Annotated in this window: 42 protein-coding genes; 38 read left to right on the plus strand and 4 right to left on the minus strand. The window is 33.7% G+C overall.

Features of this window, described 5'->3' with window-relative positions; genetic code table 11:
- Positions 1 to 405: 405 nt before the first annotated feature.
- The 9 genes from BLL41_RS18340 to BLL41_RS18380 all read left to right on the plus strand — a co-directional run bounded on the left by BLL41_RS18340 (position 406) and on the right by BLL41_RS18380 (position 7,106).
- Positions 406 to 1,002, plus strand: coding sequence for a hypothetical protein (locus BLL41_RS18340; RefSeq protein ID WP_071578952.1), 597 nt, complete (start codon positions 406 to 408; stop codon positions 1,000 to 1,002).
- 139 nt (positions 1,003 to 1,141) lie between these two features.
- Positions 1,142 to 2,299 (plus strand): AimR family lysis-lysogeny pheromone receptor, encoded by a 1,158-nt coding sequence (locus BLL41_RS18345; protein WP_071578953.1) that lies wholly within the window; start codon positions 1,142 to 1,144, stop codon positions 2,297 to 2,299.
- Between the two features lie 13 nt (positions 2,300 to 2,312).
- Positions 2,313 to 2,438 (plus strand): lysogeny pheromone peptide AimP, encoded by a 126-nt coding sequence (gene aimP, locus BLL41_RS18350; RefSeq protein WP_009967508.1) that lies wholly within the window; start codon positions 2,313 to 2,315, stop codon positions 2,436 to 2,438.
- Between the two features lie 330 nt (positions 2,439 to 2,768).
- Positions 2,769 to 2,969, plus strand: a complete 201-nt coding sequence (locus BLL41_RS18355; RefSeq protein ID WP_071578954.1) for a hypothetical protein — start codon at positions 2,769 to 2,771, stop codon at positions 2,967 to 2,969.
- Between the two features lie 2 nt (positions 2,970 to 2,971).
- Positions 2,972 to 3,289, plus strand: a complete 318-nt coding sequence (locus BLL41_RS18360; protein WP_071578955.1) for a hypothetical protein — start codon at positions 2,972 to 2,974, stop codon at positions 3,287 to 3,289.
- A 48-nt stretch (positions 3,290 to 3,337) separates the two neighbouring features.
- Positions 3,338 to 3,550 (plus strand): helix-turn-helix domain-containing protein, encoded by a 213-nt coding sequence (locus tag BLL41_RS18365; RefSeq protein WP_071578956.1) that lies wholly within the window; start codon positions 3,338 to 3,340, stop codon positions 3,548 to 3,550.
- Positions 3,540 to 4,616 (plus strand): tyrosine-type recombinase/integrase, encoded by a 1,077-nt coding sequence (locus BLL41_RS18370; protein WP_071578957.1) that lies wholly within the window; start codon positions 3,540 to 3,542, stop codon positions 4,614 to 4,616. The genes BLL41_RS18365 and BLL41_RS18370 overlap by 11 nt, the downstream gene beginning before the upstream one ends.
- A gap of 106 nt (positions 4,617 to 4,722) precedes the next feature.
- Positions 4,723 to 6,105 carry a DNA sulfur modification protein DndB gene (locus tag BLL41_RS18375; RefSeq protein WP_071578958.1) on the plus strand — a complete coding sequence of 461 codons (1,383 nt, stop codon included), beginning with the start codon at positions 4,723 to 4,725 and terminating at the stop codon, positions 6,103 to 6,105.
- A 23-nt stretch (positions 6,106 to 6,128) separates the two neighbouring features.
- Positions 6,129 to 7,106 carry a phage lytic cycle repressor MrpR family protein gene (locus tag BLL41_RS18380; RefSeq protein WP_032721688.1) on the plus strand — a complete coding sequence of 326 codons (978 nt, stop codon included), beginning with the start codon at positions 6,129 to 6,131 and terminating at the stop codon, positions 7,104 to 7,106.
- Between the two features lie 186 nt (positions 7,107 to 7,292).
- On the opposite strand, the gene BLL41_RS18385 is transcribed toward BLL41_RS18380, so the two are convergent.
- A complete protein-coding gene (locus BLL41_RS18385) occupies positions 7,293 to 7,517 on the minus strand; it encodes a helix-turn-helix domain-containing protein (protein ID WP_004399410.1) in 225 nt (74 codons plus the stop codon).
- A 182-nt stretch (positions 7,518 to 7,699) separates the two neighbouring features.
- Here BLL41_RS18385 and BLL41_RS18390 point away from each other — a divergent pair, with 182 nt between their 5' ends.
- The 18 genes from BLL41_RS18390 to BLL41_RS18480 all read left to right on the plus strand — a co-directional run bounded on the left by BLL41_RS18390 (position 7,700) and on the right by BLL41_RS18480 (position 14,377).
- Positions 7,700 to 7,918, plus strand: a complete 219-nt coding sequence (locus BLL41_RS18390) for a YopT family protein (RefSeq protein WP_071578959.1) — start codon at positions 7,700 to 7,702, stop codon at positions 7,916 to 7,918.
- A gap of 69 nt (positions 7,919 to 7,987) precedes the next feature.
- Positions 7,988 to 8,185 carry a hypothetical protein gene (locus tag BLL41_RS18395; protein ID WP_010330351.1) on the plus strand — a complete coding sequence of 66 codons (198 nt, stop codon included), beginning with the start codon at positions 7,988 to 7,990 and terminating at the stop codon, positions 8,183 to 8,185.
- A gap of 111 nt (positions 8,186 to 8,296) precedes the next feature.
- Positions 8,297 to 8,491 carry a hypothetical protein gene (locus tag BLL41_RS18400; RefSeq protein ID WP_071578960.1) on the plus strand — a complete coding sequence of 65 codons (195 nt, stop codon included), beginning with the start codon at positions 8,297 to 8,299 and terminating at the stop codon, positions 8,489 to 8,491.
- 88 nt (positions 8,492 to 8,579) lie between these two features.
- Complete coding sequence (locus BLL41_RS18405; RefSeq protein ID WP_071578961.1) at positions 8,580 to 8,819, plus strand: hypothetical protein; 240 nt, start codon at positions 8,580 to 8,582, stop codon at positions 8,817 to 8,819.
- An 18-nt stretch (positions 8,820 to 8,837) separates the two neighbouring features.
- On the plus strand, positions 8,838 to 9,044 hold the full coding sequence (locus BLL41_RS18410; protein WP_141770214.1) for a hypothetical protein: 207 nt from the start codon (positions 8,838 to 8,840) through the stop codon (positions 9,042 to 9,044).
- Between the two features lie 32 nt (positions 9,045 to 9,076).
- Positions 9,077 to 9,388, plus strand: a complete 312-nt coding sequence (locus BLL41_RS18415) for a hypothetical protein (RefSeq protein WP_071579062.1) — start codon at positions 9,077 to 9,079, stop codon at positions 9,386 to 9,388.
- A 148-nt stretch (positions 9,389 to 9,536) separates the two neighbouring features.
- Positions 9,537 to 9,875, plus strand: coding sequence for a hypothetical protein (locus tag BLL41_RS18420; protein ID WP_071578963.1), 339 nt, complete (start codon positions 9,537 to 9,539; stop codon positions 9,873 to 9,875).
- 73 nt (positions 9,876 to 9,948) lie between these two features.
- A complete protein-coding gene (locus BLL41_RS18425; protein WP_071578964.1) occupies positions 9,949 to 10,260 on the plus strand; it encodes a hypothetical protein in 312 nt (103 codons plus the stop codon).
- Between the two features lie 97 nt (positions 10,261 to 10,357).
- Entirely contained in the window at positions 10,358 to 10,636 is a 279-nt protein-coding gene (locus BLL41_RS18430; protein WP_071578965.1) for a hypothetical protein, read from the plus strand.
- A gap of 15 nt (positions 10,637 to 10,651) precedes the next feature.
- Complete coding sequence (locus BLL41_RS18435; RefSeq protein WP_071578966.1) at positions 10,652 to 10,888, plus strand: hypothetical protein; 237 nt, start codon at positions 10,652 to 10,654, stop codon at positions 10,886 to 10,888.
- Between the two features lie 16 nt (positions 10,889 to 10,904).
- The gene (locus tag BLL41_RS18440; RefSeq protein ID WP_071578967.1) at positions 10,905 to 11,639 is read left to right on the plus strand and encodes a hypothetical protein; all 735 of its coding nucleotides are present in this window, start codon (positions 10,905 to 10,907) and stop codon (positions 11,637 to 11,639) included.
- Entirely contained in the window at positions 11,639 to 11,986 is a 348-nt protein-coding gene (locus tag BLL41_RS18445) for a hypothetical protein (protein WP_071578968.1), read from the plus strand. The genes BLL41_RS18440 and BLL41_RS18445 overlap by 1 nt, the downstream gene beginning before the upstream one ends.
- Before the next feature lie 90 nt (positions 11,987 to 12,076).
- Positions 12,077 to 12,205, plus strand: a complete 129-nt coding sequence (locus BLL41_RS18450; RefSeq protein WP_256252463.1) for a hypothetical protein — start codon at positions 12,077 to 12,079, stop codon at positions 12,203 to 12,205.
- A gap of 5 nt (positions 12,206 to 12,210) precedes the next feature.
- Positions 12,211 to 12,468: a hypothetical protein gene (locus tag BLL41_RS18455; protein WP_083428069.1), complete on the plus strand. Its 258-nt coding sequence runs from the start codon at positions 12,211 to 12,213 to the stop codon at positions 12,466 to 12,468.
- 32 nt (positions 12,469 to 12,500) lie between these two features.
- Positions 12,501 to 13,172 carry an SLOG family protein gene (locus BLL41_RS18460; RefSeq protein ID WP_071578970.1) on the plus strand — a complete coding sequence of 224 codons (672 nt, stop codon included), beginning with the start codon at positions 12,501 to 12,503 and terminating at the stop codon, positions 13,170 to 13,172.
- Between the two features lie 21 nt (positions 13,173 to 13,193).
- Positions 13,194 to 13,601, plus strand: coding sequence for a YopX family protein (locus tag BLL41_RS18465; protein ID WP_071578971.1), 408 nt, complete (start codon positions 13,194 to 13,196; stop codon positions 13,599 to 13,601).
- Positions 13,598 to 13,969, plus strand: a complete 372-nt coding sequence (locus BLL41_RS18470) for a YopX family protein (protein WP_071578972.1) — start codon at positions 13,598 to 13,600, stop codon at positions 13,967 to 13,969. Before BLL41_RS18465 ends, BLL41_RS18470 begins: the two co-directional genes overlap by 4 nt.
- Positions 13,970 to 14,146: 177 nt before the next feature.
- Positions 14,147 to 14,377: a hypothetical protein gene (locus BLL41_RS18480; protein WP_083428070.1), complete on the plus strand. Its 231-nt coding sequence runs from the start codon at positions 14,147 to 14,149 to the stop codon at positions 14,375 to 14,377.
- Positions 14,378 to 14,393: 16 nt separating this feature from the next.
- On the opposite strand, the gene BLL41_RS18485 is transcribed toward BLL41_RS18480, so the two are convergent.
- Positions 14,394 to 14,768, minus strand: a complete 375-nt coding sequence (locus BLL41_RS18485) for a YoqO family protein (protein ID WP_071578975.1) — start codon at positions 14,766 to 14,768, stop codon at positions 14,394 to 14,396.
- Between the two features lie 119 nt (positions 14,769 to 14,887).
- On the opposite strand from BLL41_RS18485, the gene BLL41_RS18490 reads away from it, so the two are divergent.
- Positions 14,888 to 15,409, plus strand: a complete 522-nt coding sequence (locus BLL41_RS18490) for a hypothetical protein (RefSeq protein ID WP_071578976.1) — start codon at positions 14,888 to 14,890, stop codon at positions 15,407 to 15,409.
- Between the two features lie 505 nt (positions 15,410 to 15,914).
- Positions 15,915 to 16,088, plus strand: coding sequence for a hypothetical protein (locus BLL41_RS22835; protein ID WP_177230641.1), 174 nt, complete (start codon positions 15,915 to 15,917; stop codon positions 16,086 to 16,088).
- Positions 16,089 to 16,251: 163 nt separating this feature from the next.
- Here the strand turns inward: BLL41_RS22835 and BLL41_RS18500 are convergent, their stop codons facing one another.
- Complete coding sequence (locus BLL41_RS18500) at positions 16,252 to 17,064, minus strand: ATP-dependent DNA ligase (RefSeq protein ID WP_071578978.1); 813 nt, start codon at positions 17,062 to 17,064, stop codon at positions 16,252 to 16,254.
- 69 nt (positions 17,065 to 17,133) lie between these two features.
- Complete coding sequence (locus BLL41_RS18505; RefSeq protein WP_071578979.1) at positions 17,134 to 17,808, minus strand: SOS response-associated peptidase; 675 nt, start codon at positions 17,806 to 17,808, stop codon at positions 17,134 to 17,136.
- A 70-nt stretch (positions 17,809 to 17,878) separates the two neighbouring features.
- On the opposite strand from BLL41_RS18505, the gene BLL41_RS18510 reads away from it, so the two are divergent.
- The 9 genes from BLL41_RS18510 to BLL41_RS18550 all read left to right on the plus strand — a co-directional run bounded on the left by BLL41_RS18510 (position 17,879) and on the right by BLL41_RS18550 (position 25,081).
- Entirely contained in the window at positions 17,879 to 18,100 is a 222-nt protein-coding gene (locus BLL41_RS18510) for a hypothetical protein (protein ID WP_071578980.1), read from the plus strand.
- A gap of 49 nt (positions 18,101 to 18,149) precedes the next feature.
- On the plus strand, positions 18,150 to 19,352 hold the full coding sequence (locus tag BLL41_RS18515; RefSeq protein ID WP_071578981.1) for a Gabija anti-defense Gad2 family protein: 1,203 nt from the start codon (positions 18,150 to 18,152) through the stop codon (positions 19,350 to 19,352).
- A gap of 98 nt (positions 19,353 to 19,450) precedes the next feature.
- Positions 19,451 to 20,275 (plus strand): poly-gamma-glutamate hydrolase family protein, encoded by an 825-nt coding sequence (locus tag BLL41_RS18520; protein ID WP_083428071.1) that lies wholly within the window; start codon positions 19,451 to 19,453, stop codon positions 20,273 to 20,275.
- Positions 20,272 to 22,032, plus strand: a complete 1,761-nt coding sequence (locus BLL41_RS18525) for a right-handed parallel beta-helix repeat-containing protein (RefSeq protein WP_071578982.1) — start codon at positions 20,272 to 20,274, stop codon at positions 22,030 to 22,032. Before BLL41_RS18520 ends, BLL41_RS18525 begins: the two co-directional genes overlap by 4 nt.
- 86 nt (positions 22,033 to 22,118) lie before the next feature.
- Complete coding sequence (locus tag BLL41_RS18530) at positions 22,119 to 22,412, plus strand: hypothetical protein (protein ID WP_071578983.1); 294 nt, start codon at positions 22,119 to 22,121, stop codon at positions 22,410 to 22,412.
- Positions 22,413 to 22,476: 64 nt separating this feature from the next.
- Positions 22,477 to 22,857 (plus strand): hypothetical protein, encoded by a 381-nt coding sequence (locus BLL41_RS18535; RefSeq protein WP_071578984.1) that lies wholly within the window; start codon positions 22,477 to 22,479, stop codon positions 22,855 to 22,857.
- An 80-nt stretch (positions 22,858 to 22,937) separates the two neighbouring features.
- Positions 22,938 to 23,615 carry a hypothetical protein gene (locus tag BLL41_RS18540; RefSeq protein WP_071578985.1) on the plus strand — a complete coding sequence of 226 codons (678 nt, stop codon included), beginning with the start codon at positions 22,938 to 22,940 and terminating at the stop codon, positions 23,613 to 23,615.
- Positions 23,616 to 23,772: 157 nt separating this feature from the next.
- A complete protein-coding gene (locus tag BLL41_RS18545; protein WP_071578986.1) occupies positions 23,773 to 24,144 on the plus strand; it encodes a hypothetical protein in 372 nt (123 codons plus the stop codon).
- A 22-nt stretch (positions 24,145 to 24,166) separates the two neighbouring features.
- Entirely contained in the window at positions 24,167 to 25,081 is a 915-nt protein-coding gene (locus BLL41_RS18550) for a hypothetical protein (protein WP_071578987.1), read from the plus strand.
- Positions 25,082 to 25,090: the final 9 nt, after the last annotated feature.

The following is a 25,090-nucleotide window of genomic DNA, read 5'->3' on the forward strand; positions in this document are numbered from 1 at the left end:
GAACGTTATATGAGAAATATATGTACTTGCGAACTTTAAAAAGAAATTTAGACTTATTGTTGAATGATGAAAATAAAAAAGATCGTCAAAGTTATTTATAATTTAATATCATTAGTTTACTAATAGATGAACAATTACCATCACATCTGGCTTTAGAAGGAATCAAACTTAAAACTGAAGAGGATAAGTACCTAAGAGAAGCAAATAAAACATACGAATTGATATACAAAGAATTCGTAGAAAGCAAGGAAATAATTAGCGATGAGGAAATTAAAAAAATGAGTTCCGAATTGCTTAAGACCTCAACAAATCTTCTTACTGTTACTAATAAAATTTAAGTATGAATAACAAGTGAATTGGTAAATCTTAATGGTAAGTAGAAAACAATAAGAAAGGCGATTTTATGTGGACGAGTTTGCTCACTATAAATTGAAGATTGATGCTAAACCCAGTATGTTTCATGGCAAGACAGTTAGAAAAAATCTAACTGATACTCTATGGCGTAAAAAAATCAGGGCTGCAATTCTTGAAAGAAAGAAACACAGGTGCGTGATTTGTAATTATACTCCTCACATCAACGATTTACGAAGACTTCATGTACATGAGGTAGAAGAATATGATTTTGAAAATGGGGTTGTTAAGTTACTAGATCTAAACTTGATATGCGTAGACTGTCATTCATTTCAACACTTCAAACGATCTCAATTGGTTCTAACTAAAGATCAGTTAGCTAATCTAGCCAAACATTTTTGTAATGTGAATAATTGCACGATGGAGGATTACAAACAATATAGGCAAAGTCTAAAAGAAAAACGTTTCAATGAGATTCAGGAAGAGATAAGACGAGAATTGCAACATAAAAAGCCGGTAGGGAAAAAACATAGTACTGATATAAGGTTCGCAATCCTAGGTGATATCCCATATAAAGATTTAGTTATTGAACGCTTAAAGTATAAAGGCGTATATTACAACCTACAAGTTAAAGACAAGGGTTTATCCTAGGAACTCTTGTCTAAATAAAATAGGAATTTTAAAGAGAATACAAATACAAAAAATATGCATAAAATTATTGACTCATAATGTGATCTATAGTATTATTAAGTTAACCAATAAAGACAACAAAAAGAAATGAGGGGAAATAATGGAGTTAGTAAGGATAGCTATGAAGAAAGACTTGGAAAATGACAACTCTTTAATGAATAAATGGGCAACAGTAGCTGGCCTTAAAAACCCCAATCCTCTTTATGACTTCTTAAACCATGATGGGAAAACTTTTAATGAATTTTCTTCAATAGTCAACATTGTTAAGAGTCAGTATCCAGACCGTGAATATGAATTAATGAAAGATTACTGTTTAAACCTAGATGTTAAGACAAAGGCAGCAAGAAGTGCATTGGAGTACGCCGATGCAAATATGTTTTTTGAAATAGAAGATGTTTTAATAGATTCTATGATTTCTTGCAGTAATATGAAAAGTAAAGAATATGGAAAAGTGTATAAAATACATAGAGATCTGTCTAACTGTGATATTACTGAATTTGAGGCAGTGAAAAGACTCGGTAAATTAAATATTAAAACACCTGAAATGAATTCTTTCTCAAGACTCTTGCTGCTTTATCATTATTTAAGCACTGGTAACTTTTCTCCGATGGCCCAACTTATAAAACAAATTGACCTAAGTGAGATTTCTGAAAACATGTACATTAGAAATACATATCAAACAAGAGTTCTTGTTCTAATGTCTAATATAAAGCTAAATGAAAATTTATTAGAGGAGTGCAGAGAGTACTCTGAAATGGCTTTGGAAAGTACAAATATCCAGAGGTTTCAGGTTTTCAGCTATTTAACAATTGGTAACTCTCTTTTATTTTCGAATTATGAATTGGCTCAAGAAAACTTTTTAAAAGGGCTAAGCGTTTCTGCTCAAAATGAAAATTACAACACGATTTTCCAACAGGCACTCTGCTTCTTAAATAATGTTTGGCGCAAAGAAAATAAGTGGATTAATTTCGATTCTGAGTCAATTATGGATTTGCAGGAACAAGCTCATTGTTTTATCAACTTTAATGAAAATTCCAAAGCAAAAAAAGTTTTGGATAAACTAGACCTTTTACATCATAACGATAATGAGATTGCAATGCATTATTATTTGAAAGGGAGACTTGAACAAAATAAAGCAAGTTTCTATTCTTCAATCGAGTATTTTAAAAAGTCTAATGACAAATTCCTTATTAGGCTGCCGTTGTTAGAACTGCAAAAAGGTGAAAATCAAAAACTTTTAGAATTACTTTTACTTTAAAGGAGGTGAGACAATGAAAAAACTTATTATGGCTTTAGTTATCTTAGGCGCACTAGGCACTTCTTACATAAGTGCAGATTCTTCAATCCAACAAGCTTCAGGTGATTATGAGGTTGCTGGAATGCCACGTGGAGCATAAAATCCATTGACACATAAAGTTATTAGTATTATCATTTTACTTAATTAAATTAATCAGAGAAAAGGAAGACGTTTGGCTCTTTTGAGCTAAGCGTCTTTTGTAGTTTTAAGGCCATCACTTAAATATTAAGTTTTTATAACATCTAGTGATCAACTCCAGGTACATACACCCTAACTAAAAATGAAATGCATTACAAAGCAGCACATTCGCAAAAAAAATTGCGTGGAATGTGCTATTTGTCGTTAAAAAAATCTTTACTTCCCTTATGTAATGCATTACAATTGCTATAGATGCAAAAGATAAAAAATATGTATATAGGAGGTTGGTGGTATGTCCGCAATTAGTTACTTAAAAAACAGTATGACAATGCATAAAACCATTTACCAAAAGAAAGTTGAAAGCTTAGTTAAAAATGATCTATTCTTTCAAGAAAAAAGCATTGAAAAGTCAAAAATAATGAAGAATGAAAATGTTAGAAAACAACTAACTAAAGGATACATGAAATTGCTAAGTGAATACAAGGAGGATTAATGATGCATGTTGTAGAACTTAGGTCTACAAATCATAAAGATATTGATGCCGATTTTGTTTTAAATGCAAAACAAACTTACATAGAGAGTGTACTAAACATAAGAAAAATGATTGTTAATGCAAAAACTGAAGATGATCTACATGGTGCAAAAATAGAGATAGCAGCGTTATTAAAAGATCTAAATAGAGTATTATTAGGTGGAGATGGATTAAAAAGAAGCATTGAAAATAATCCACATTTTATATCCCTAATACATTTTGCTAAGAATTTAAAACGACACATTGTAATTGAATTTGAAGAGTTTATTTATCAACCATAACATATACGCACTGCAGTCTATAGTATACATAAAAAATAGGAGGTTGACATGTCAGAGCGAATAAAACAGCTAATGGTCAAACGTGGCATCACAATAGAGGAATTGTCAGGGGAGACAATGATTGATATTCAGACATTAAACAAAATCATTGAAATGCCAGATGAATCAGATGTTACAACCATAAAGCTTATCGCTCTGGTATTGAATGTCTCTATTGATGAGTTATTGGATGAGAAAGGAGGAGAAGATAATGCAAAATAAAGTTAAACAATTAAAAAATTATGCGGTTTACGATGATATCGAAGGCTTTTTAATCAATAAAGATATAAGAAGTAGCTCTGGGAATTCTAACTATATGATGCCTTCCTCAACTACAAGAGTGTCTAATACCAGAAAGAATTATGAAGGGGATATTAAGCAGTTCTTTAGTGTGATTAAAGGGAAAGATGTCAAAAGTCTAGTTCCGGACGATTTAGTTGTAAGTAAAAGCGAATTGAGCAACTATGTTAAGTATCTTCAGGAAAAGGGATTAGTTAATAATAGTATTAACAGAAAAATGACCTCTTTGAAGATGCTCTATACATATTTAGAGCATGATTATAAAGACTATATTGATCTGTCGGTGTTCAATACTGTTGAAAGGCTTAAAACAGTAACTAAAAACTGGGATAAAACAACCCAGACAGAAGCGGAAAGAATTGCCCAGGATATGTATATAAATGAAAGACAGAAGCCTTTAATGAAAAAGCTGTTTGTTAAATTCGCCATCAGAACTTCTTTTCGTGTAAGTGCGATTTTGCGCGTAAGATGGAAAGACATACAGCTTGATGAAAGTACAGGCCATTATATAGTAACAGTTATTGATAAAGGATCTCAGGTTGTGTCTACAGGCATTAACCAGGTATTTTATGAGGAATTGTTGCAGCTGAAGGAAGAGGATGACAGCGAAACTGAATTGGTTTTTCAGGGGCTTTCGGAACAATCTTTACGACACTCCTTGAAAAGGTCGAAAAAAAGGTTAGGTATACCTCCTGAAAGAGAATTAGTCTTACACTCATTTAAGGGGGTAGGAATTGACTATGTCTATGAGAATTCTGGTCACGATTTACTTGCAGCAAAAGAACAAGGAAATCATAAAAACACATTAACGACAGAGAGATATATGAGCAGAAAGATTAACATAGCGAACTCTGCTGGTGTAACAATGGATGAAAAAATCGATATAAAACCACTATATGAAGCAACTCAAGAGGATTTTATTAGTTTTTTTGAAAACGCTGATCTTGTTACATTAAAAAAGTTTATAAAGCATGTAAATGAGCGATAATCATTTTTTCGGCATATTACTCAGTTCAAATGATAATTCTTCTTGATTAACCAGATTGCCTTTGGTAACTTTAAATTTAGCAACATGACATGAGGTGAAAGGCTATATGACAGTGATCTTTGATCAGTCTGCAAATGAGAAACTGCTTTCAGAAATGAAAGATGCTATCTCGAAAAATAAACACATAAGATCTTTTATTAACGATATTCAATTAGAGATGGCTAAAAATAAAATTACTCCAGGGACAACACAAAAATTAATTTACGATATAGAAAATCCAGAAGTCGAAATTTCTAAAGAATATATGTACTTTTTAGCCAAGTCACTATACTCAGTTCTGGAAAGTGAAAGATTTAATCCACGAAATTACTTCACAGAAACGGATATGAGAGAAATTGAAACGTTATGGGAAGGATCTGTGGAGGAAGATGTAAAATTTCCGTATACATTCAAACAAGTTGTAAAGTATTCGGATGATAATTATTTCTTCCCAATCACTGCTAAAGAGTTGTTTATGCTATTTGAAAATAAGTTATTGCACTATAATCCTAATGCTCAAAGAACGAACAAAACGAAAAAACTAGAGGGCTCAGATATTGAGATACCTGTACCGCAGCTCAATAAACAATCGGTTGAAGAAATAAAGGAACTGTTCTTAGAGGGGAAATTAATTAAATCAGTTTTTACCTTTAATGCACGTGTAGGAAGTGCAAGTAGTGGTGAAGAATTAATATATGATGAAGACAGTATGTCACTTACAGTGACTGAAGACACCATTTTAGACGTTTTAGATGGGTATCACCGACTAATAGGCATTACTATGGCTATAAGACAACATCCTGAGTTAGATCATTTGTTTGAAGAAACCTTTAAAGTGGACATCTATAACTACACTCAAAAAAGGGCGAGAGAGCATTTTGGGCAACAAAACACAATAAATCCAGTGAAGAAATCTAAAGTAGCTGAGATGAGCCAAAATGTTTATTCTAATAAAATTGTTAAGTTCATTCAGGATAATAGCATAATTGGTGATTATATAAAGACAAATGGAGACTGGATAAATCAGAATCAGAACTTACTTATAACTTTTTCTGACTTCAAAAAGGCAATTGAAAGAAGCTATTCTAAAAAAGATTTTTCTACTCAGGCAGACATATTAAAAACTGCAAGATACCTTACATCTTTCTTTGATGCTTTAGCTACACAATATGTAGATGAGTTCTTAGGTGATATAGCAAAAGAACGGAAGAGAAGTTTTGTAAACAACTATTTGTTCTTTAATGGTTATGTGGTATTAGCTAAGAAATTGCAATTAGATGGTGTAAGTCTGGACGATTTGGAAAGTAAGATTAATGATGTTTTAAGCTCTATAGACTTTAGTAAGAAAAATAAGTTGTGGGATGAATTAGGTGTAGTAGACAAGAATGGAAACGCTAAGTCACCACAAAAGATATGGAATTTCTTTAACAATTTAAAAATAGACGAGTAATTACTTAGGAGTTGTTTGCTGCAATGTTCAATAGTGAGATTAAGGAAAAATATCTAGATACCTTATCTGAAGGTATGGTTTTGCAGATGAGACCTATTTTTGCAAAAGCAGAGATTACTGAGACTTTATATAATAAGGACATTTATGATTTCACATCAATGCAAATTTTAGAGCTAATACGATCATTCGATCAAACCACTATCGGTAGTGTTCGTAGAACCTTAGCATTATTGTCATTGTATATTGATTGGGCAATTTCATATAAGTTAAGTAAAGGATTAACCAATTTAGCAAGAACTATTTCAGAAGAAGAGCTTTATGAGTGTCTTGGGGATAAAAAATTATATATTACTTATAGTGAATTAGAGGAAATGGAAAGTCAATTAGTTAATTATCAATCTAAGGCTGTATTAAGACTGTTGTTTGAAGGGGTTTCAGGTTTAGCTCATTCTGAATTGCTAAGTTTAACGAAAAAGCAAGTTGAGGATGCAATGCTAAACGGTAACGTTTTAACTCTGTATGACTCAAAACACGGTGAACGAAAACTAAAAGTAAGTAGTGAATGTCTTGTTATTGCCTTAAATGCAGCTCAAGAAACTAAATATAAATTAAAGAATGGGAAGGCAAAAGGCCAAACAAAAGAAGTCTTTTTAGTTGAAAATGATTATGTAGTTAAAACAAAAAGAACGTCCAATAAAGGAGACGGCCAAGCAAGCAAATTTGTCATAACTAATCTAATTACTGATATATCTGAGTTCTTTAAAATTAACTTTTTAACACCAAACACTATTGTTAGATCTGGTCATTTGTATAGAGCATATCAGCTTTATAAAGAGAAAGGGGTTATCGATAACTCTGTAAGGTATCAGATTATAGATGACTTTAATTTAAGAGTGAAATCCAAATATCGAGCAGTGTATTCAATGCAAGATTATATTAATGAGGAAGAAGTTAATAAATATTACGCAGAAGAACTAGGTTTAAAAGAGACGACCATTTAAATATGAAATCCATTTGACTATTTTGGTTAAATGGATTTTTTTTATCTCAAAAAATTGTGAAAAAATTCGCATTTCGACAAAAATAGACAAAATAATCACTTTAAATACATGTTTAAATGTAGTAAGATGGTCATGTAAACCATATGGTTTACTAAGGAGGAGACCAAGACCAAAGTCTTAGTCGTTTCAATGCCTTTCAACCTTGAATTCATAGAGGTCTTCGACATTACAATCTAAAGCAGCAGCAATTCTTTTTGCAGTTCTAATAGACATGTCCACTTTAACCAACCGATTATAGTCGCTCAGCTGCTGTTTCTTGATCCCAGTTATCTCTGAAAGTTCATTGATTGTAATGTCTTTCTTTCTACATAGTTCAGGTATCAAGCATTGCCCGATCTCAACTTTAATCATAATCGGACATCCTCCTGCGTTCTGTTATGGAAAGACATAATACATATCATACCATACGAAGCCGATAAATAACCACTAGCATAACACCTACTTTCTATGTATAATGATTATACAAAACAGAACGCACGTTCCCTTAATGACTTAAGGGTTTATCACAGAAAATTGAACATAGGAGAATGAGGATGGCAGGTTATTTAAACAATATTGCACTGAGTCTGGAGATTGTACTCAAAAACAAAGCAGATAGTCCAGAAGTCTCTGAAACATTGGTAGCCAGGATTTGTGAAAATTTACTTTTATCTAAAGAAGTCTCGTTTTTAAAAGCTGACGGATCAGTTGAAAATTTTAAATTAAATGATATGGAATATGAAATAACAAATACAGAAGAATTGCCTGAGTAAAAATAAAAAAAAGAAAGACTCCGTTAAACATAATGTAAACAGCAGCAAGAGGAGAATGAAGGTATTGTTTTGAATATATTTGTTGATCAAGATAATTACAAAGAGGTTAGTCTAAGACTTACAAAAAAATTGCTGACTTCAGAACATTATCAATTCCTACTTGGTTTCAAGGGGGAGAAATTAGATATTACAATTTCAGTTACACCACAAAGCCTCGTTAAGCTTAGGGATGACATCAATGAATTGATCTTTATGTTCTCAGATTAAAATTAGATTCGGTCACATAAATTGGCCGAATCTAATTGACAGATATTAATTGCTGGGTTATAGTTTATACAAATACAAATAATATGTATAAAGGAGTTGATAAAGAGAGCTATGTTGCTTGATGAAAAGCTCGAAAAATTAATGAAAACGGTTTTGCGATTAAAAGCATATAAAGAAGAGGAAAATTTACGAAGGGTCATCGGAGAATTTCATTCAATAATTGATTATGCTTACGAGGGGATGTATATAGCTGAAGATATGTTAAGAGAAGAAGAAAGTAAGGGTAAAGAAGTAAGTACATATTGAATTGTGTAATTTTCACTCAGGAAACAAAATTAAAATTAGTGTATAAAATGTAAGTTTTATTGAGATTGGAATTATAGGAGAATGCGGAATGAAAATCCCAACAAGGATAGAGAGAGCTATTGAAGAAGCGTCAACTCACTTTGAAATAGCTGTTAAGTACAGTGGAGAAATTCGTGAATGGTTAAGCAGTAGAGGAATAGCAAACGATGCAACATTTGATATGTTAATAGATTGTATCGAAGAAGGAGCGGGGGATGGAGAAGATTTTAAAGTATTTCTTGAAAGCCACACTAAAAAAGAATTGACGCAGGAAAACAGTCTTTTTTAAGAATAAGGAGGGCGCGGAGTGATGAACGTTAAAGTGAAGCGTATTGAATATAAGCTTTGGTACGAAGTTGAGTTCGGTTGGAAGCATTTCAGTTTCGGCGCCAATGATGATAAAACTGCATTGGAATACGCGGAGGAATACGTAAATAATAACAACCTCATAAATTATAAAGTGGAAAAAATAACGAATGAGAGATTGTTTTGGACTGAGGAGGACGTGAAGTGAATCCTGAAGAAAAGAACGAATTGAAGTTCCGAATGATTACGCCAGGGGGAAAGGTATTTCCGGTTAACCCTTCACCCATTGAAAATTGGGATAATGATATTTGGAAAGGATTTAATGAACAGAAACAGGTTTTCGATGCAGAGATTAAAAAGGCATTTGAACACTGTAACGTACCACTGGAAGAAGCAATTAAACGGGCGGAATTAGCCATAGATAAGAACGACAACACTGTTCTGACAATAGACAAAACGATCAGTTTTAATCCATATAAACCTGAATTTTTATATTCAGAAGGAAAAGCAATACAGAGAATCAAACGACTTTATGAGGAGGGTGCAGAGTGAAAAGCACTGAGGATCCAGTACCAATTGATTTTAAAAAATGGAATCAGAAAGATAAGGATAAAAGCAGCACTCACAATCGTTATGATGGTTACGATCATACAAGTCACTTTTAACTCGAAGAAGCTTAAATATTGAAGGGGGAAGGGATATGAAAAATAAATTACAACAGATTAAGGAAAATATTAAATTTGCCGCAGAAACAGAAGGCAATGAATACAGAATTATAAAAGAGGATCTTGACTGGTTGATTCAACAGGCGGAGAAGGTGGAGACACAAAGTAGTTTTTTAGGTCAAAGAAACAATTCAGAAGTGGATGTAATCGAATGTCCTCATTGTCAACATTTGATGGGATATGACGATTATATCGAAGTTGGTGATATGTCTGGTGAGTTTAAAATGGACTGTGAAAAATGTCAAAAGCCTTTCGACGTAGATTTTTGCAGTATGTTTTATTTCACAACTGAAAAGCCGAAGGAAGAGAAATGATTATTGAGCTGGATCCTAATATTAATGGATCCAGTTAAAAGATGCATTTTATTTAAAAAAGGATGGTGATTGAATGGGAATGTTTGATAGCTTTATTGGTCAAATTAAATGTCCTAATTGTAAAAATCAACAGAAAACAGAAGTTCAGTTTAAATGGGGTGAATGCTTACTATTAGACTATGAGTTGGGAGATGTTGTTTCAGGAGCGCCAGAAGGTTTATATGTCGAAGATGATTGGTTTAACGAGCGGTGCTCAAACTGTAAAACAGAATATATGCCGAATGTGGTTTTGAAAAACGGGAAGGTTATTTCATTTATTAGCAAAGAGGAGCTTCAAAGAACAGACATTTCTCAATTAAAAGATATCCCATTAAAACAATGCTAAGACTCAAAGGTATGAGAAAGATAAAATCGTTGCCAAGGGTTTTACTAAAGAATCAGTCGATTTCAATAAGCAGCCATTTAAGGAGAACCAGATTATAATGGCCTTTGAACGTGAATGGAAAGTTGCTAAAGGATGGAGAAAGGACTTCAACCCAGAAAAAAGCAGTGAGTTTATTAAACTTTCCGGTTGTGCAATAAGGAAATCTGATTACTGGTTCGTTTATATAGTTGTAGATGCTACAGGATTAAAACGCTTCGTGGAAGTATCCGACAGAATTAAATATTGGTCAGACAATGATGATAGGTACGGCAATATGCTATTCAGTGAAACCTATGGAATTAAAGATGAACACTTTTTATTTAGCGAAATTTTTTGATAGGGAGGGAACTACATGGAATCTAAACATGGAATGAGTCAATATCGTTTAAATAGAGCAAAATGTTATGCCCAGTCATTTCTAGAAACAGTATCAAAGATTGAATTTATGTACCAACTTTCTCTTCAAAAGGCGATTGATCCAGACATTGCAGAAACTTATATTGCTAGGAATATTAAAGAAATCGATAGGGAATGGGAGGACTTTAAAAGTTATATTGAGCAGCGGGAGGACATGAGGGAATTAGATTAAGTAAAGGAGTGAAAAGATGGAAGTGTTACAACCAAATCAATATTTTGACATGATTAAATCAAAGAAAAATAAGGTTACAGACAAAGAACTTAAAAGATATTACGACAATTGCTTGGTGTTACTCAATAAGTATAAGCAAACCAATCAAATTAAAGCTGCTAAGAAACTGATATTCCACTTAGAATCAATTGAAAAAGAACGGGAGATTGTAAAGCTTGGTATTGATACGTTTGTTTATCGAGATGATATTGAAGAATACATAGATAACATTGCAAAAGATACAGTCAAAATTATTGAGCTTGAAAATTACGAACGTGAAATCCCTGATGATGTCATCATCAAATACAACAAAGTGAAAGACAAATTGGATCGTTTTTACGTGGTGTTTACAGATTATACGGGGAAGGTTGAAAGGCAAATCGAAAAAGAACGAAGAGATAAAGATCCAATTTTATTTGGCACTTTTCAAGATGAATCGAGCGGTACTTTGATTGAACGTTTTTATTTCATAGGTGACTGGGAAGATGAATATTGCGATCTTACTTTAGATAAGATGATTTCAGAAGTACAGGAAGCAAAAGAATCTAATATTGCAATGACCATCAATACACCCCAAGATATCCAGCAATTGAAGAAGCAGTTAAACAACATGGACAAGATAGCAAATGGGTTTAGGATGAATAATCCCAGATTTGCAGTGGTTAACGAAAAGAAAAATTGGTTTAAAAAGCTGTTCAAAAGGACGAAGTGATGAAAAGAACAGTTGACCTTACTGAAAATAGAGAGTTCATGAAGATCGGAAGTAACCAAAGCAAGTCATTATTGAAAAGGTACATAAAGAAGCGAGTATACCCATGGAGTGTAGAAGCAGAAGTAAGACAGAACGACCTTTATAGTAACGGCTTATTGTTAACTGGAAACGGCTCTGAAAGGGAAAAACAAAAGGAGTCAGCAGCCTTTGAAAAGACGTGTCATTGTTGTGGTAAGTGGGATTCATTCCATATGACGATAACTAAATCAACTCTGTGTAAAAGTTGCGAAGAAATGCTTGATTACAGTGTTGTGGGCAATGTTCCTTGGAGGAAGCAGTTTGGATAAAAGTAAAATTTTAAAGAGAGAGGAAGAGGAGAAATGATTAAAGGGATGGTTAAACATGAGCTGCTTAAAACAAATGATGGAGTTTAAAGGTTGGCTGAAGATACCTTGTGTGGCGGTTTTTCTCTTGGTATTAGAACGCCTGAAGGGGCTGACTGGAGATATATCAGTGATGAGCTTGGACAGATGTTAATCAAGGAGCTTTCTGGGGAGAAGGAATAAAATATATAGGAGGTTATCGTTTGTTAAAAGAAATAACAATATTTGACCTAGATAAAATCAAACCAGGAACTGAAGTTAAAGTGATCTGGTATAAAGGGTCAGAAATGGAGTATACGCATCATGGCGAGGTTATCATCAATAATGGAGAAAAGTTCTTCTATAATTACGTTGATAAAGAAGGCCATGTCGGTCATTGTTATGTGAACGCAATTGATTTGAAAAACTATCCTGATAGTTTAATTGTTGAGATTATATCTAAATAAAAAGACTGTTTTAAAGAGAAAGGAGCTGAACTATGGCAATTGATTTTGCAAAGCTAAATGATCCAGAATGGAAAAAGCAGTGGGCTGATGAAAGAAAAGAACGTGAGCGACAATTAGAAAAACAAGAAACACTGAGAAAGAAGACAGTTTGCTTTACCGGTCATAGACCAAATAAATTGGGTGGCTATGATATGAAAAATCCCACAATGCTCAAACTCAAAGATAAGCTGCTTGAAGTGATTGAGGAGTTAATCATAAAAGAAGAGAAGTCCAGGTTTATAACTGGAGGAGCGTTAGGGACTGATCAGGCTGCTTGCTGGTGTGTACATATTCTAAAGAAGAAATATCCCCATATCAAAAACATAATTGCAACACCTTTCAAGGAACAAGATAAAGTTTGGTCTGCAGACCAAAAAATGTGGTACAAACGTATGCTTGATGTGACAGATGAGATTATTAATGTTGAAGAATTAGATAAATATAAAGTTAGCGGAGATAAACCAGGAGAGTTTTCGCCGGCTAAGATGCAAAAACGAAATGAATACATGATTGATCACAGTGAAGCAATAGTAGCTGTTTATGATGGAACTAAAAGTGGTACAAGGAACTGCTTAAATTATGCAAGGAAAACTTACTTAGGACATCAATTATGGAGACTTCATCCTGATTTTAATTTTGAATTAGATATTACTTACATTGCTTAAAACAAGAATAGGAGGATTAAATTGAGAGAAATAAAGTTTCGGATGTATTCAATAAAGAAAAAAGTTATGCACTATTGGGATCATATAAAACAGTTCCAGTTGGCAGTGCTCGATGATAATAATGAAAATGAAAAATACAGCTCTTGGATGCAATATACCGAATTAAAGGATAAGGACGGCCGGGAGATTTATGAGGGGGATTGTTATACCGCAAAACATAAGTCAGGAAAGGTTTATACAGGTAAGGTCAAATATGACTTATCGTTTGTTTTTGATATTGAGGGTTTTGAAGAATTATTCATTAACGGAGTAGGAGCCATGAAAACAAACCGTACCTTTGATATACATTCGTTTATCAAATGGTTTGATGAAGTCGAAGTCACCGGCAACATTTATGAAGATCCTGAGGTTTTGGAGGCGGCAGAATGAAGGAAATTAAATTCCGTTCATGGATTAAAGACAAAAAAGAGATGCTTTATGAATTTACCTTAACACAACCAACGGTTAGCCATTGTAAATCAAACATCCTCATGCAATACACGGGGCTTAAGGATAAGAAAGGGAAGGAAATTTATGAAGAGGATATCATCCAAACATCTTATATGAAAATGAGAGGCTGCGCATACCGATGTGTTTTCTCAGCAGAGTTCGGTGGATACCTATTTGATCCTTTTGTAATTGGAGATAAAGATGCTCCTTTATTGGGCATCGAGGAGTTTGCTCAGCAGTGGGAAGAAGTCAAACATGGTGAAGTTATCGGGAATATTTACGAAAATCCTAAGCTTTTGAGTAATTGAATAAAAGGATTACTTTATGCAGAATGGAGGACAAAAGGATAGGATACATCAAATACGTATTTGAAATCGCCTGGTTTAACTTAGTTTGGTTTAAATGGCACCTTGGAGCGGACATAAGCATTTTTGACAGCTGCGGATGGAATACATATAAATACTTAAAGAATAAAAATAAAATAAATGGAGGTTATAAGGGTGATAAAGAGGAATCTGCTTAGCAACCACGTTGATGAGATTATTGGTGAATATTACGCTGGCAAAGGATATTTAGTCCATAGCATTGACCGCCAGAAAAATGGACAACTAATCGTTGTTACGGAGCGAGTAGCAGAGGAGAAGGAGCCGGCAAAAGTTGATATCGCATTTGATTTTGTACATAAAAGATCGCACAGGAAGAAGCGTTTAGCATAAAAAAGGCAAAGAGGGATTAACACTCTTTACCGTTAGGTTTCTTTTTTAGACGATCACAGATAAATTTCATTATACTGATAGCTATTGCTACAGATCCAATTATTAATGTGATTTGAAGGATGAATATTACTCCGAAATTTATATCCACATTGTCAAATAGGTCACTGGAAAAGGAAAGCAGCTTATGAATACCCAAGGCAAGTACGAAAAATGAGAGGCATATTACGACAAGGGATGCTTTGGAATAAACTTTAGCATGGTCAAAATTATAAATTGCTATTGATACAAATAATAAACCCGTAGCGATCTTGTGGGATAGCGAATCATTCGCCGAAAATGATTGCACTACTATGCTGATGATAAATCCAGTAATACCGATTGCTTTACTCAAGGAATCACCCACTCTTATGTAAGTTAGGTATGAGTTTACCAATTAAAGGGGATTTTCTCAAGATGATACACATTAAAGTTAAATTAAAATCGTGATTTTAAACAGATAGGAGGAAACGGATGAATCAAGATATTCAGTTTTTAAAAGAACTTCAGCAAGAGTTGAAAACTCAAGATACCGACGGTCAAGCTGCACCACGATTTTGGACAGTCGGTGATTATGAATGGGTCGAAGTCCGGGAGGAAAACGCAGAGCGCTATTCTGTTTACCTGCCATATATTGCAGAAGCATATGTTTTAGATGATTATCTAGAAGAAATTGGAGAAGATAGTGAGCTGGCTAAGGAAGCTTTAACAGAGCTGCAAGAAATTGAGGATGACTATGACGAAGCTATTGAGTGGATTAAAAAATACATAGATGAAGAAGCAGAATTAATTCCAGAAAGAAAGGTTCACATTATACATCCAAATACAATGTTTTTGACCAAAGCAGAAGCGAAGAGACATATCAAATTGAATAAGCACCACTATACTTCAGAAGCCCATACTTACGCTATGACAGCTTGGAGAGCGCCGAAAGTTGAAAGGCTGATTACTATTCTTGAAACATTTGATTGGGATTCAATAGAGACTTCTAAATAAAAGATAGTTTTTAACCAGTCTTTTAGTGGGTTCGCTACCCACATAAATATTTATTTTGTAGATAGCGAATGAACTTTAGAATGCCCAGTTAAAGTCTGAAACGCCGTTTATCATGAAAATGGTCGGGATACTCATTTTGTTTTAGATTACATTTAAACACAAAGTAAGTAACTGAAGAAAAGAAACAGTCAAAGATTTTATCTAATGCCCAGTTCATGAAAAAATCCAAGAATAATTCCATTTATTTCACCTCCGAGACAAAAATGTCCAGTCTCTTTTATATGGCAAGCGTATGACAAGCTGCTTGTATTAATAAAGGTGAAATGAAGCTTGGAAATTTAAAAAGGATTGAAGAAAAATCGCATTAAAAATAAAATATTTATTTTATTTAAACCCTTTAGCGCTTAATTCTAGGTGGAATTAAATTAATTAAAAAGAACAAGTATCAAGTACATGCTTATATCCATAAGTTAGGGCTGAGAAAGTTTAAAGGGGAGTAATATTTATGCAAAATAAGGGTTACGCTGAAGATTATATAAAGCCTGATGGATATTATATGTTTTGCAGTGCAGGTAAAGTTATAACTCAACCTTATGTTATTTATTTTGATCCTGAAAGACGTGAATATATTTATCAAGGATTAGGGAATTGGACTGACACGGGATTCCGTTGCTATTAGTTCATTTTCAATCAAAGAACTTCATCAGGAGGAAACTTTTTTAGTTGTATCATCTGCCTGATGTAGTTCTTTTTCGAGGGATACACGTAACTAATTGAATCATGTACTAAATATTCAATTTATATTTAATGGCTAGGCTCTAAGGAATTATGTAACGGAGAGATTATACTCTCCAGGAGTCGAAGGAAGGTATGCGGAGTTTGCCGTGCTTAGTCTTAAATCTGTGTTTAACCTTACATAAAATAGGCTCAATAAATACATATTCATCAGATTCAGACTTTACTTGCTTCATAGAATGAAACTTGCCACGTTCTGCATGTGGCATGAATTCCATAAAACCAGCTGCAGTTCCATCGGGGTAGGATAGAAGGAATTTTATATCCTTTTTGGTGTAGCCGGTAATAAGAACTTCGGTGTAATCGTAATTGATCACTTTAAGCCAATTATGTGAACGTTTATTGATCTCATAAGGGGAGTCAGCTTTTTTGATTACGATTCCCTCTAAATTCTTTTCTTTGGCCAGGTTGAAGTAAGCTAGTCCGTTACCTTGAATTCCTTCTATTACAAAGGCATTAGGATGATTTAGCTCAAGTGAGTTCAGAACTGCTTTACGCTCAGTGATTGGCTTGGCTGCAATTGACTGGCCGTCTTTGTAAATAACATCAAAGACACAGTAAACAATCTTATGGGCTGATTTTTTGGACACGAATCGTTCCATTACAGCCTCAAAGTCAGGAGCGCCACCTGGGGCAGCTACAATAACTTCACCATCGAGCACCGTTCCATCTGGGATATCTAAATCCAAGAGTTCAGGAAACTTGCTTGTTACTTCATTATTGTGACGAGTATATAGCTTAATCTGATTATCAAATTTAGAAAGGATGAGTCTGATTCCATCAAATTTGAGCTCAGTGATATAGTTCTCGTCGTCAAATGGCTCTTTTATTGAATGCAATAGCATTGGCGATACAAACAAAATATCACCTCCTACTTAGAACATATTAGCTAAGAGAAGGTGATATATAAAGCGATATGGCAGTGGTACTTAATGGGATTCAATGAGCTCAGGTGAATTGTTTTTAGGTGAATTCACTAATGATGAAACCTGGTAAGCTTCCATGTCATCAGCATCATAAGGCTGCAGTAAGCTTTGAAGATAGTCAGGATCAGTATTTTTAGGATTCAGCCATTCCTTTTCATTGTCATCAGTAAGGATAACTGGCATCCGATCATGAATGTCTTCCATAAGCTCATTTGGCTTTGTTGTGATGATTGTGCAAGTGTACAACGGATTGCCTTCTGGCGTGTTCCACTTTTCATATAATCCGGCAAAAGCAAAGAGATTGGACGATTTAAGTTTAATCCGCATAGGAATCTTAGTCTTTGGATCAAGGCGTTTCCATTCATAAAAACTGTCAGCTGGGATGATACAACGTTTGCTTACGAGTGGTTTTCGAAAGCTTGGTTTCTCGGCCAATGTTTCGGCACGAGCATTAATCATTTTATAACCGATCTTTTCGTCTTTAGCCCAAGGAGGGATAAGACCCCATCTAAGTTTGCCCAGCCGGTTGTTTGATCCGTCGTTAATGATTGTCAGGATGTTTTGTGAAGGAGCGACATTATAGCTTGGGTGATATTCACCTTCAGGTAAGAATTGATCTATGTTGAATTGCTCAATGATGTCATCAAACTCAGAAAATAAAGTGAACCTGCCACACATGTTCATCATCCTTTAGGGTTTTTGAATATTGTACAGGCTTGATACACGAAAATCAAAAAGGAGGAATGTGATGCAGCAGCAAACAGTTGAGGTTAAGGAAGTTGAAGTGTTGATCAGGGGAATATGGAGAAAGAAAAAGTTCACTGATATTCAAAAGGGGCAAACCTTTAAGATTGAGGAGAACGGAAGAACAAAGAAGTACATAGCAAGGACAGATCCTTATTGGGATGACATGTATGAGACTTACATAATTGATTTGTTGGATAAAAATAAAATTAGAAGATCTAGATAAAACAGAGATTTTATAAAGATAAAAATAAAATTAAAAAAGGGGAATTTTAATGAGTTATCAATTTGAAAAGAATAAGCTATACGCATATTTAGGTGAAGAGTTAGTTGAAGCACTTAAAAGGAATGAAGCTATTATTGCAGGTGGGGCAATTACAAGTCTATTTAATAATAAAGAGATAAATGATGTGGATATCTATTTTAGAAGTGATAAAAAAGCATGTTCATTCTTAGAAGAGTGTTGGAATAGCAATGTCTATGTAACATCACACACTAAAAAAGCCACGTTATTTATCAAAAAAAGACTAAAGCTACAAATGATCCACTTTAAATTTTTCTCTGATGCTGAGTCAATTTTCAATACATTTGATTTTACAGTCTGCATGGGAGCTTTTGATTTTAAGACCGAAGCTTTTACTCTACATGAAGATTTTTTGAAACATAACTCGCAGAGAATTTTAAAGTTTAATAGCCAAACTGCTTTTCCAATTGTCTCATTGTTAAGAGTGCAAAAATACATAGATAAAGAATACACAATTTCTAAGCCAGAATTCATTCGTATTGTGCTAACATGCATGGACTTAACCATTAATACATATGAAGAATTGAAAGATCAAATGGGAGGTATGTATGGGATAAACTATGATAAATTGTTCGAAGACGAAAAAGATGAAGACTTTAACCTACGAGAAGCTGTAGACAAAATTGCTGACATGGTTTTAGACGAAGACTACTTTAAAGAGCCGGTTAATTTAGAGTTTAATGACTTAGACGATCTTTTAAATGACATTAATAAGAGTCCAGTTATGACGCTGAAGATTAATAATGATCAGTATAGAATTGGTCTTGATGGGTTTCTAAAAGAATCTGTATCAGCGCCATGTACTGAAATTAAATTAGATACAAAGGATTTCTTTGATAAAACTAATTTCTATAAATTTGTAAGAAAACAGAACGGGAAATTAACGAGCTTTTATGATAAGAACTTTGAGTATGTGATAGGAGAAGAAGCTAAGGCTGAAGGAGTAATAGATAGTTGGTCGAACTGCGGAAGGTTATTTTTTAATGAAAAGGCAGCGATCGAACAATCAACTTACTATGGAAAGGAAGACGGAGTACTTATTGAGGTGAAGATTAAAGAAAAGGATTTTGTAGATGCGGATAGTGGTAAAGTTGAGGCCACAGCATGTCAAGTAATTAGAGAAGTTTCAAAAGACGAGTGGAAAGAATACATAAGTGCCAATAAGTCTAAATAAAAACGATATTTTATACGGATAAGGGGGTGGTACTAATGTGACTGCTTATAAGATGAAAATAGAGAATAAAAATAAAATTATATAAGGAGAGTTGTTAATTGTTGAAGTTTAAAAACAGAATAGAGGAAAAAGAGGTTAAGGGGGCAGAGAAGGCGAGCTTTGGCGGGCCTAACCTTCTCTACCTGACACTTCGCAAGGTTACGAAGCTATATAAGTATATCACAGACAAGAAGTCTTTTCCAATCATAGTTACTTCATTGTTTGCATTGTTTAATCCCAATTCAGTTCTAGCTGCAGATAAGTATAGTAATTTTGAAGAGTTGAAAGCAAATGAGTCACCTTTGAGCTATAACATTTTAACTTCCGATGTTGATAGGCGTGTGCTTATTTTGGCTCCTCATGGTGGAGGTATTGAAGGAGGGACTAGCGAGCTTGCAAAAGAACTGAGTAAGTCTTACTCTACCTATCTATTTGAAGGTTTAAGGATACCAGTAGCTTCTGAACTACATATTACAAGTACAAATTTTGATGAGCCCAGAGCTTTAGACTTATTAAACAAGCATGATTTAACAATCTCAATTCATGGGTACGCATCAAGTGAAAAACACACATTAGTCGGTGGGACAGACAGAGCACTAGCAGCAAAGATTACATCATTACTTATCGATGCCGGCTTTTCTGCAGAATTGTTGGCTGAGGGCTCCCGTTTAGCCGGTACGAATGAACAGAACATTGCTAATAAAAGTAGCACTGGTATGAGTATTCAACTTGAAATAAGCACTGAACAGCGAAGAGAAATGTTTAATACTTTTACACTGGCTGGACGGAATGGGACGCAGAATCAAGTTTTTTATGACTATATTGCTGTTCTAACTAAATTCATTAATGAAAATGTGTATTGTATGGCTGGCGTAGCACCATGACATTGTTGAACAAATCCATGCGCTACTATGTTGACTTTGATCAGTGGGGAATAAATGTCTTTAACTCGAATCCAATTGAAACAACTAAAGGATTTAATGAAGCTCTTAATTATGCATCAAAAAATAACTTTCCTATTGTTGAAATTCCAAAAGGGAATTTCATTATTGATTCTGTTAATACATTAAATCAACGCAATCCTGAGATTGGTGGAGGAATTAAAATCCCATCAAATATGGAGCTTCTTTTAGATCCAGAAGCAGTATTTCGAGTTAATCCTAATGGATATCAGGGCTATTCTTGTTTTTATATTGGGCTTGCAGAGAACGTAATAATTAGAGGAGGTCGAATTATAGGTGACCGATATCAACATGACTATTCACTAATTGATACCAATAGAAAAACACATGAATGGGGGTTTGGGATACATGTTCATGGGAGCAAAAATGTTTTAATTGAAAATGTTAAGATCTCAGATTGTATAGGAGACAACGTTTGGATTGCGGCACACGGAATGATGAATTACCCAGGGGTGGTTTATACACCTTCCAAAAGTGTGACCGTAAGAAAATGCGAACTGAAAAGAGGGAGACGGAACAATTTAGCTACTAATGGTTGCGAAGGATTATTGGTTGAAGACAGTGATATAGAGGAAGCTGGAGGGGATACAATTGGCCCTCAACTAGGTATTGATTTAGAGGGCTATGGAGAAAACGGAAAGAAGTATGATCATCCTTACGAGTTAACGATTACTGATTGCAGGTTTAGAAAAAATGGTCGAGGTTCGGTTACTGCTCATACAAGCGGTAAAGTTTCCATCAAAGATAATTACTGTGACAATGTTATTTCATATGGCTACAGTACGGATGTGAGTATTAAGGGTAACAAGATAATAAATGAAGGAGACTCTAAAGAGTATGGAATAGACTCTGTAGGCGTTTCGAGCACTGAGACTGGCAACAGAATTCAAATAACTGACAACAATATTCAAGGATTTAAAATAGGCATGATGATTAGAGGGAAAGGGGTATCGATTGATAATAATACTGTAAAGAATGCTTCAAATTGTGCAATAGCAACACATATGGCCGAAGATGTTTCCATTTCAAACAATAGAATACAGGAAAGCGACTGTATTCAGATCCAGGTGAGAAATTCATCAGATATTAAAGTTAACAATAATAAAGGCAAAGGCACAACTTCATCATATGCAATTAAAGTGATGGATTCTAATGATGTCACATTCTTAAATAATACGTTCTCGAATCTATATGGAGGTCTATATTGTGAAAGGTCTCAATCTGTCAGAATAAAGCTAAATGATTTCTTATTAAGTGGAAAAGGTTACGGGATATATTGGGATAAAGATTCAGAAGTCTTCCTGACAAGGAATGAGATATTTGAACCAAGAAATGTTGCAATTATGGGAGCAACTGATATGTACAATATCAGAATAAGTGATAACCAGATATATAATTGCAAAGCAATCATTGCAATCCACTTAATAGGTGGTTCTGAGCATATGTTAAGAGGAAATGAAATCATGTTTAACAGAGATTCAGATCAAGGTTATGGGATATATTTAAACGGGACAAAAAAGGTTCGTTTAATTAGAAATGATGTTCAAGGTATTGGTTCAAGAATTCTTTCGCATCCATATGCAACGTTTAATGCTTCAGGTACAACTTTAATACATAATACATATGATACCGGCACACTTAGATTAGCATTAGACGATACAGTAATTGATTATAAATAAAAAACACAAATAAGAACACTTGTTCCCTTTTATGGTTTGGTATATAATTTAGTAGTACCAAAAAATTCAAAACAGGGGATGAGAGTATGAGTGAACAGAAACTTAGAATCGGAGAAATACGGTATGAGGTTTATAATGATTATGATCCATTCACTGAGGAGTATTTAGGGAAAAATCTAGGAAATGCTTATTTTATTGCTGAAATTGAAAAGGAAAATGTGGCGCAAGTAGGTAACAGGAAAATTAATTATTCAAATGAAGTTGAAATTGGTTTTGGTGCTTTTGGAGAAGAAACACAAGAGAAAATAAAAGAGCATCTTCTAGCTGCATATAGTTTAATAGCAGAAGGTGCAAAAGACTATGGTCTAGAAGAATTTTAATTAGAGTCAAGCTGGGCTAGTCTAAGATTAGCCCAGTTATCATACGAATAAAGGGGTTAACTGAATGCCAAACATCATTTCTAAAGAGCAAGATGAAGCAATTAAATACTTTAGAAACAAATTGAATTTGTCAGACAAAGACTTATACATACCGTTGATTAATTTTGAACTACTTAGAGACAAGAACGAACAATATGCCAATGTCCTTTACGAGCTGTATAAAAATGACCCTTATTTGTTTATCAGAGCATTAAAAGAGGGGTATGTGGTTAATCAACCTATTGAATTTGATGAGGCCATTGTACGTTTCTTTAATGGAGAAGAGTTAGCTATTGTACATAAAACAACCGGTAGAAGATACAATGTAAATGTGAAAATGAAGCAGCTACCCGACGGATTTACATTCCAAACAATGGATATGTGGTTATGGAGTGAAATTGTGTAGCCTAAATAAAATATTATGAGTTAATTTCTTAGTAATAGTTTATAATCATTTCATGAAATAGAATTTCATGGAGGGATCTTATGTATAAAAGGGTTTTGGTAATAGGAAGTGTTGTTTCAATTTTTCTAGGACTAATCGGATTTCTTTCGGATTTTGTTACTTTAACGGAAATCAGTTTGGTTAATTGGATACAACACAACCTGATTGAATCGATAATAATGATTATTTTAATAGTAGGAATTGTCTATTTATTTGGCAAAGTAAATGGCCTAATAAAAGAAAATGACAACCTCGTAAACGAAGTAAATAGATTAAATAGTTATATGGCAGGAAATCTAAGCGATACTGATAAAAAACTCTTAAAGCAATTTAATGAATCCTTCTCTGACCAAATGTTTTATTTTTTTGAACTGTTACAAGATAGTCGGCAAATAATATTTGATCAAGTAAATGACTTTGAAAATAATATAAAATGGTTTTCCTCTCCGCAAAATAAATTTATGAATGATCAAATTGAAAAATCAAAAAATAATTTTTTGAAATCATTTTCTGACTTCTTGGATTATTTTTTCGTTGGTACTATTGTTACTGGAAACAATGGATTTGCTAGATTTAAAGCAGCTTCTGAAAAAGAAGAGCAGACTTACAAAGATAAATTAGAAAACCTCTATAATAATTGGGCTGAATTTTGTACTATTGTTAAACAAGAAGCACCTAAGTTTGATATTCATCGAGAAAAAGAAGAACACACCGGCTAGGGATTCCCCTAGCTTTATAAAATGATAATTTTATTCATATTAGAAAGATTACAAATGAGATACAAAAATAAAAAATATAAAAGTTTATAAAACATGTAGACAAAGATAAAAAATATGTATATAATAAAATCAAGTTAGAGGGAAGGAGGCGAATTACTTGGAGGTACTTGGGATAACAGAGAAGGCATTAAGCTATTACAGAGAAAACGTTAAAGGCAATAAGACTATTACTCCTGATCAGGCACTGTTAAAGATGATAAGGAATGTCACACTTGTCAAAGAAACTCATCCTGAGCGAGTTAAAAAACGTTTATTTTACAAAGAGTATGCTTACGGAAATATGACAATCAAGGTTAACAGAAAAAAGCAAGTGTTTGAAATTGTAAATAAGTCAGGATGCTTTTCTGACCAAAATGATTGGAAGTTCCCAAAAAGAAGGTATATAGAACTTAGTAAAGAACTTGGAATCAAAGACTGTAAGTTTAGTAAAATTACATATTCAAAGAAAAATCACAATAGACAAAAATAAAAATAGAGGATGATAAAAATATATGACAGAAAACAAAACGGTATTACGCGAAGCAAATAACATTGTAACAATTGAAGGAACTTTAGCTGAAGTACGACACACTGAATGGAAAAATGGAAATGGACTAAATATTGAATTAGACATTGAGGTTGCACCTAACGAAGTACATACAGTTAAAGGCTTTTCCAAGTATAAGAAAGATGATGGTACTGATAATGCAGTTGCAAAGGGGTATCAGACTATTGTAAGTGAGTATAAGTCAATCGCAAAACACGGTAGAGATGAAGCTGACAAAGTAAGAATTACTCAAGGTAAAATTAGCTTAAATGAGTATTATTCACATGGGAATTTTAAATCATATCCACAATTAATGGCTAACTTTGTGAACAGACTGGATGCTAATGAAGAATTCAATCCCAGAGCAGAATTTGATGTTGAGGTGTTTGTAAAGAATGTAACCGAAGAAAAAGTAAAAGGGGAAGAAACAGGTAGAGTTAATTTAAATGGCTATATCCCTGTGTACAACGGAAAAGTAATTCCTTTTACATTTGTAGTCACAAAAGAAGGCTCACAATATGTTGAAAATAATTATGAAAAGGGAAGTACCGTTAACGTTTTTGGGAAGATCATTAATTATAAAGAACAAAAAGTAACAACCAAAGTAGCGGCATTTGGAGAAGATAAGAAAGAAATTACTTCAATTACAAGAAGAGAGTATCTAATCACAGGTGGTAATGATCCTTATGATGAGGATAGTAAGAATGCTTTTAATGCAGATGCAATTAAAAAAGCGTTGACTGAAAGAGAGATTTATCTAGACGAGCTTAAGAAAGAAGGTAGTAAAGAAAACAATAAAAAGTCTGGGTTTGGTGGAAGTGCTCCTAATAACAAGCCTTCAAAGCCGGTTGAAATTTCAGATGATGATCTACCTTTTTAAAAATAAATA

The organism is Bacillus sp. FMQ74 (assembly GCF_001875785.1).
Taxonomy (GTDB): domain Bacteria; phylum Bacillota; class Bacilli; order Bacillales; family Bacillaceae; genus Bacillus; species Bacillus stercoris.

Coding starts and splice junctions, on each gene's coding strand:
- BLL41_RS18345 (WP_071578953.1), top strand. CDS start 1,142: ATGGAGTTAGTAAGGATAGCTATGAAGAAAGACTTGGAAAATGACAAC.
- aimP (WP_009967508.1), top strand. CDS start 2,313: ATGAAAAAACTTATTATGGCTTTAGTTATCTTAGGCGCACTAGGCACT.
- BLL41_RS18355 (WP_071578954.1), top strand. CDS start 2,769: ATGTCCGCAATTAGTTACTTAAAAAACAGTATGACAATGCATAAAACC.
- BLL41_RS18360 (WP_071578955.1), top strand. CDS start 2,972: ATGCATGTTGTAGAACTTAGGTCTACAAATCATAAAGATATTGATGCC.
- BLL41_RS18365 (WP_071578956.1), top strand. CDS start 3,338: ATGTCAGAGCGAATAAAACAGCTAATGGTCAAACGTGGCATCACAATA.
- BLL41_RS18370 (WP_071578957.1), top strand. CDS start 3,540: ATGCAAAATAAAGTTAAACAATTAAAAAATTATGCGGTTTACGATGAT.
- BLL41_RS18375 (WP_071578958.1), top strand. CDS start 4,723: ATGACAGTGATCTTTGATCAGTCTGCAAATGAGAAACTGCTTTCAGAA.
- BLL41_RS18380 (WP_032721688.1), top strand. CDS start 6,129: ATGTTCAATAGTGAGATTAAGGAAAAATATCTAGATACCTTATCTGAA.
- BLL41_RS18385 (WP_004399410.1), bottom strand. CDS start 7,517: ATGATTAAAGTTGAGATCGGGCAATGCTTGATACCTGAACTATGTAGA.
- BLL41_RS18390 (WP_071578959.1), top strand. CDS start 7,700: ATGGCAGGTTATTTAAACAATATTGCACTGAGTCTGGAGATTGTACTC.
- BLL41_RS18400 (WP_071578960.1), top strand. CDS start 8,297: ATGTTGCTTGATGAAAAGCTCGAAAAATTAATGAAAACGGTTTTGCGA.
- BLL41_RS18405 (WP_071578961.1), top strand. CDS start 8,580: ATGAAAATCCCAACAAGGATAGAGAGAGCTATTGAAGAAGCGTCAACT.
- BLL41_RS18415 (WP_071579062.1), top strand. CDS start 9,077: ATGATTACGCCAGGGGGAAAGGTATTTCCGGTTAACCCTTCACCCATT.
- BLL41_RS18420 (WP_071578963.1), top strand. CDS start 9,537: ATGAAAAATAAATTACAACAGATTAAGGAAAATATTAAATTTGCCGCA.
- BLL41_RS18425 (WP_071578964.1), top strand. CDS start 9,949: ATGGGAATGTTTGATAGCTTTATTGGTCAAATTAAATGTCCTAATTGT.
- BLL41_RS18430 (WP_071578965.1), top strand. CDS start 10,358: ATGGCCTTTGAACGTGAATGGAAAGTTGCTAAAGGATGGAGAAAGGAC.
- BLL41_RS18435 (WP_071578966.1), top strand. CDS start 10,652: ATGGAATCTAAACATGGAATGAGTCAATATCGTTTAAATAGAGCAAAA.
- BLL41_RS18440 (WP_071578967.1), top strand. CDS start 10,905: ATGGAAGTGTTACAACCAAATCAATATTTTGACATGATTAAATCAAAG.
- BLL41_RS18445 (WP_071578968.1), top strand. CDS start 11,639: ATGAAAAGAACAGTTGACCTTACTGAAAATAGAGAGTTCATGAAGATC.
- BLL41_RS18460 (WP_071578970.1), top strand. CDS start 12,501: ATGGCAATTGATTTTGCAAAGCTAAATGATCCAGAATGGAAAAAGCAG.
- BLL41_RS18470 (WP_071578972.1), top strand. CDS start 13,598: ATGAAGGAAATTAAATTCCGTTCATGGATTAAAGACAAAAAAGAGATG.
- BLL41_RS18480 (WP_083428070.1), top strand. CDS start 14,147: ATGGAGGTTATAAGGGTGATAAAGAGGAATCTGCTTAGCAACCACGTT.
- BLL41_RS18490 (WP_071578976.1), top strand. CDS start 14,888: ATGAATCAAGATATTCAGTTTTTAAAAGAACTTCAGCAAGAGTTGAAA.
- BLL41_RS22835 (WP_177230641.1), top strand. CDS start 15,915: ATGCAAAATAAGGGTTACGCTGAAGATTATATAAAGCCTGATGGATAT.
- BLL41_RS18505 (WP_071578979.1), bottom strand. CDS start 17,808: ATGTGTGGCAGGTTCACTTTATTTTCTGAGTTTGATGACATCATTGAG.
- BLL41_RS18510 (WP_071578980.1), top strand. CDS start 17,879: ATGCAGCAGCAAACAGTTGAGGTTAAGGAAGTTGAAGTGTTGATCAGG.
- BLL41_RS18515 (WP_071578981.1), top strand. CDS start 18,150: ATGAGTTATCAATTTGAAAAGAATAAGCTATACGCATATTTAGGTGAA.
- BLL41_RS18525 (WP_071578982.1), top strand. CDS start 20,272: ATGACATTGTTGAACAAATCCATGCGCTACTATGTTGACTTTGATCAG.
- BLL41_RS18530 (WP_071578983.1), top strand. CDS start 22,119: ATGAGTGAACAGAAACTTAGAATCGGAGAAATACGGTATGAGGTTTAT.
- BLL41_RS18535 (WP_071578984.1), top strand. CDS start 22,477: ATGCCAAACATCATTTCTAAAGAGCAAGATGAAGCAATTAAATACTTT.
- BLL41_RS18540 (WP_071578985.1), top strand. CDS start 22,938: ATGTATAAAAGGGTTTTGGTAATAGGAAGTGTTGTTTCAATTTTTCTA.
- BLL41_RS18550 (WP_071578987.1), top strand. CDS start 24,167: ATGACAGAAAACAAAACGGTATTACGCGAAGCAAATAACATTGTAACA.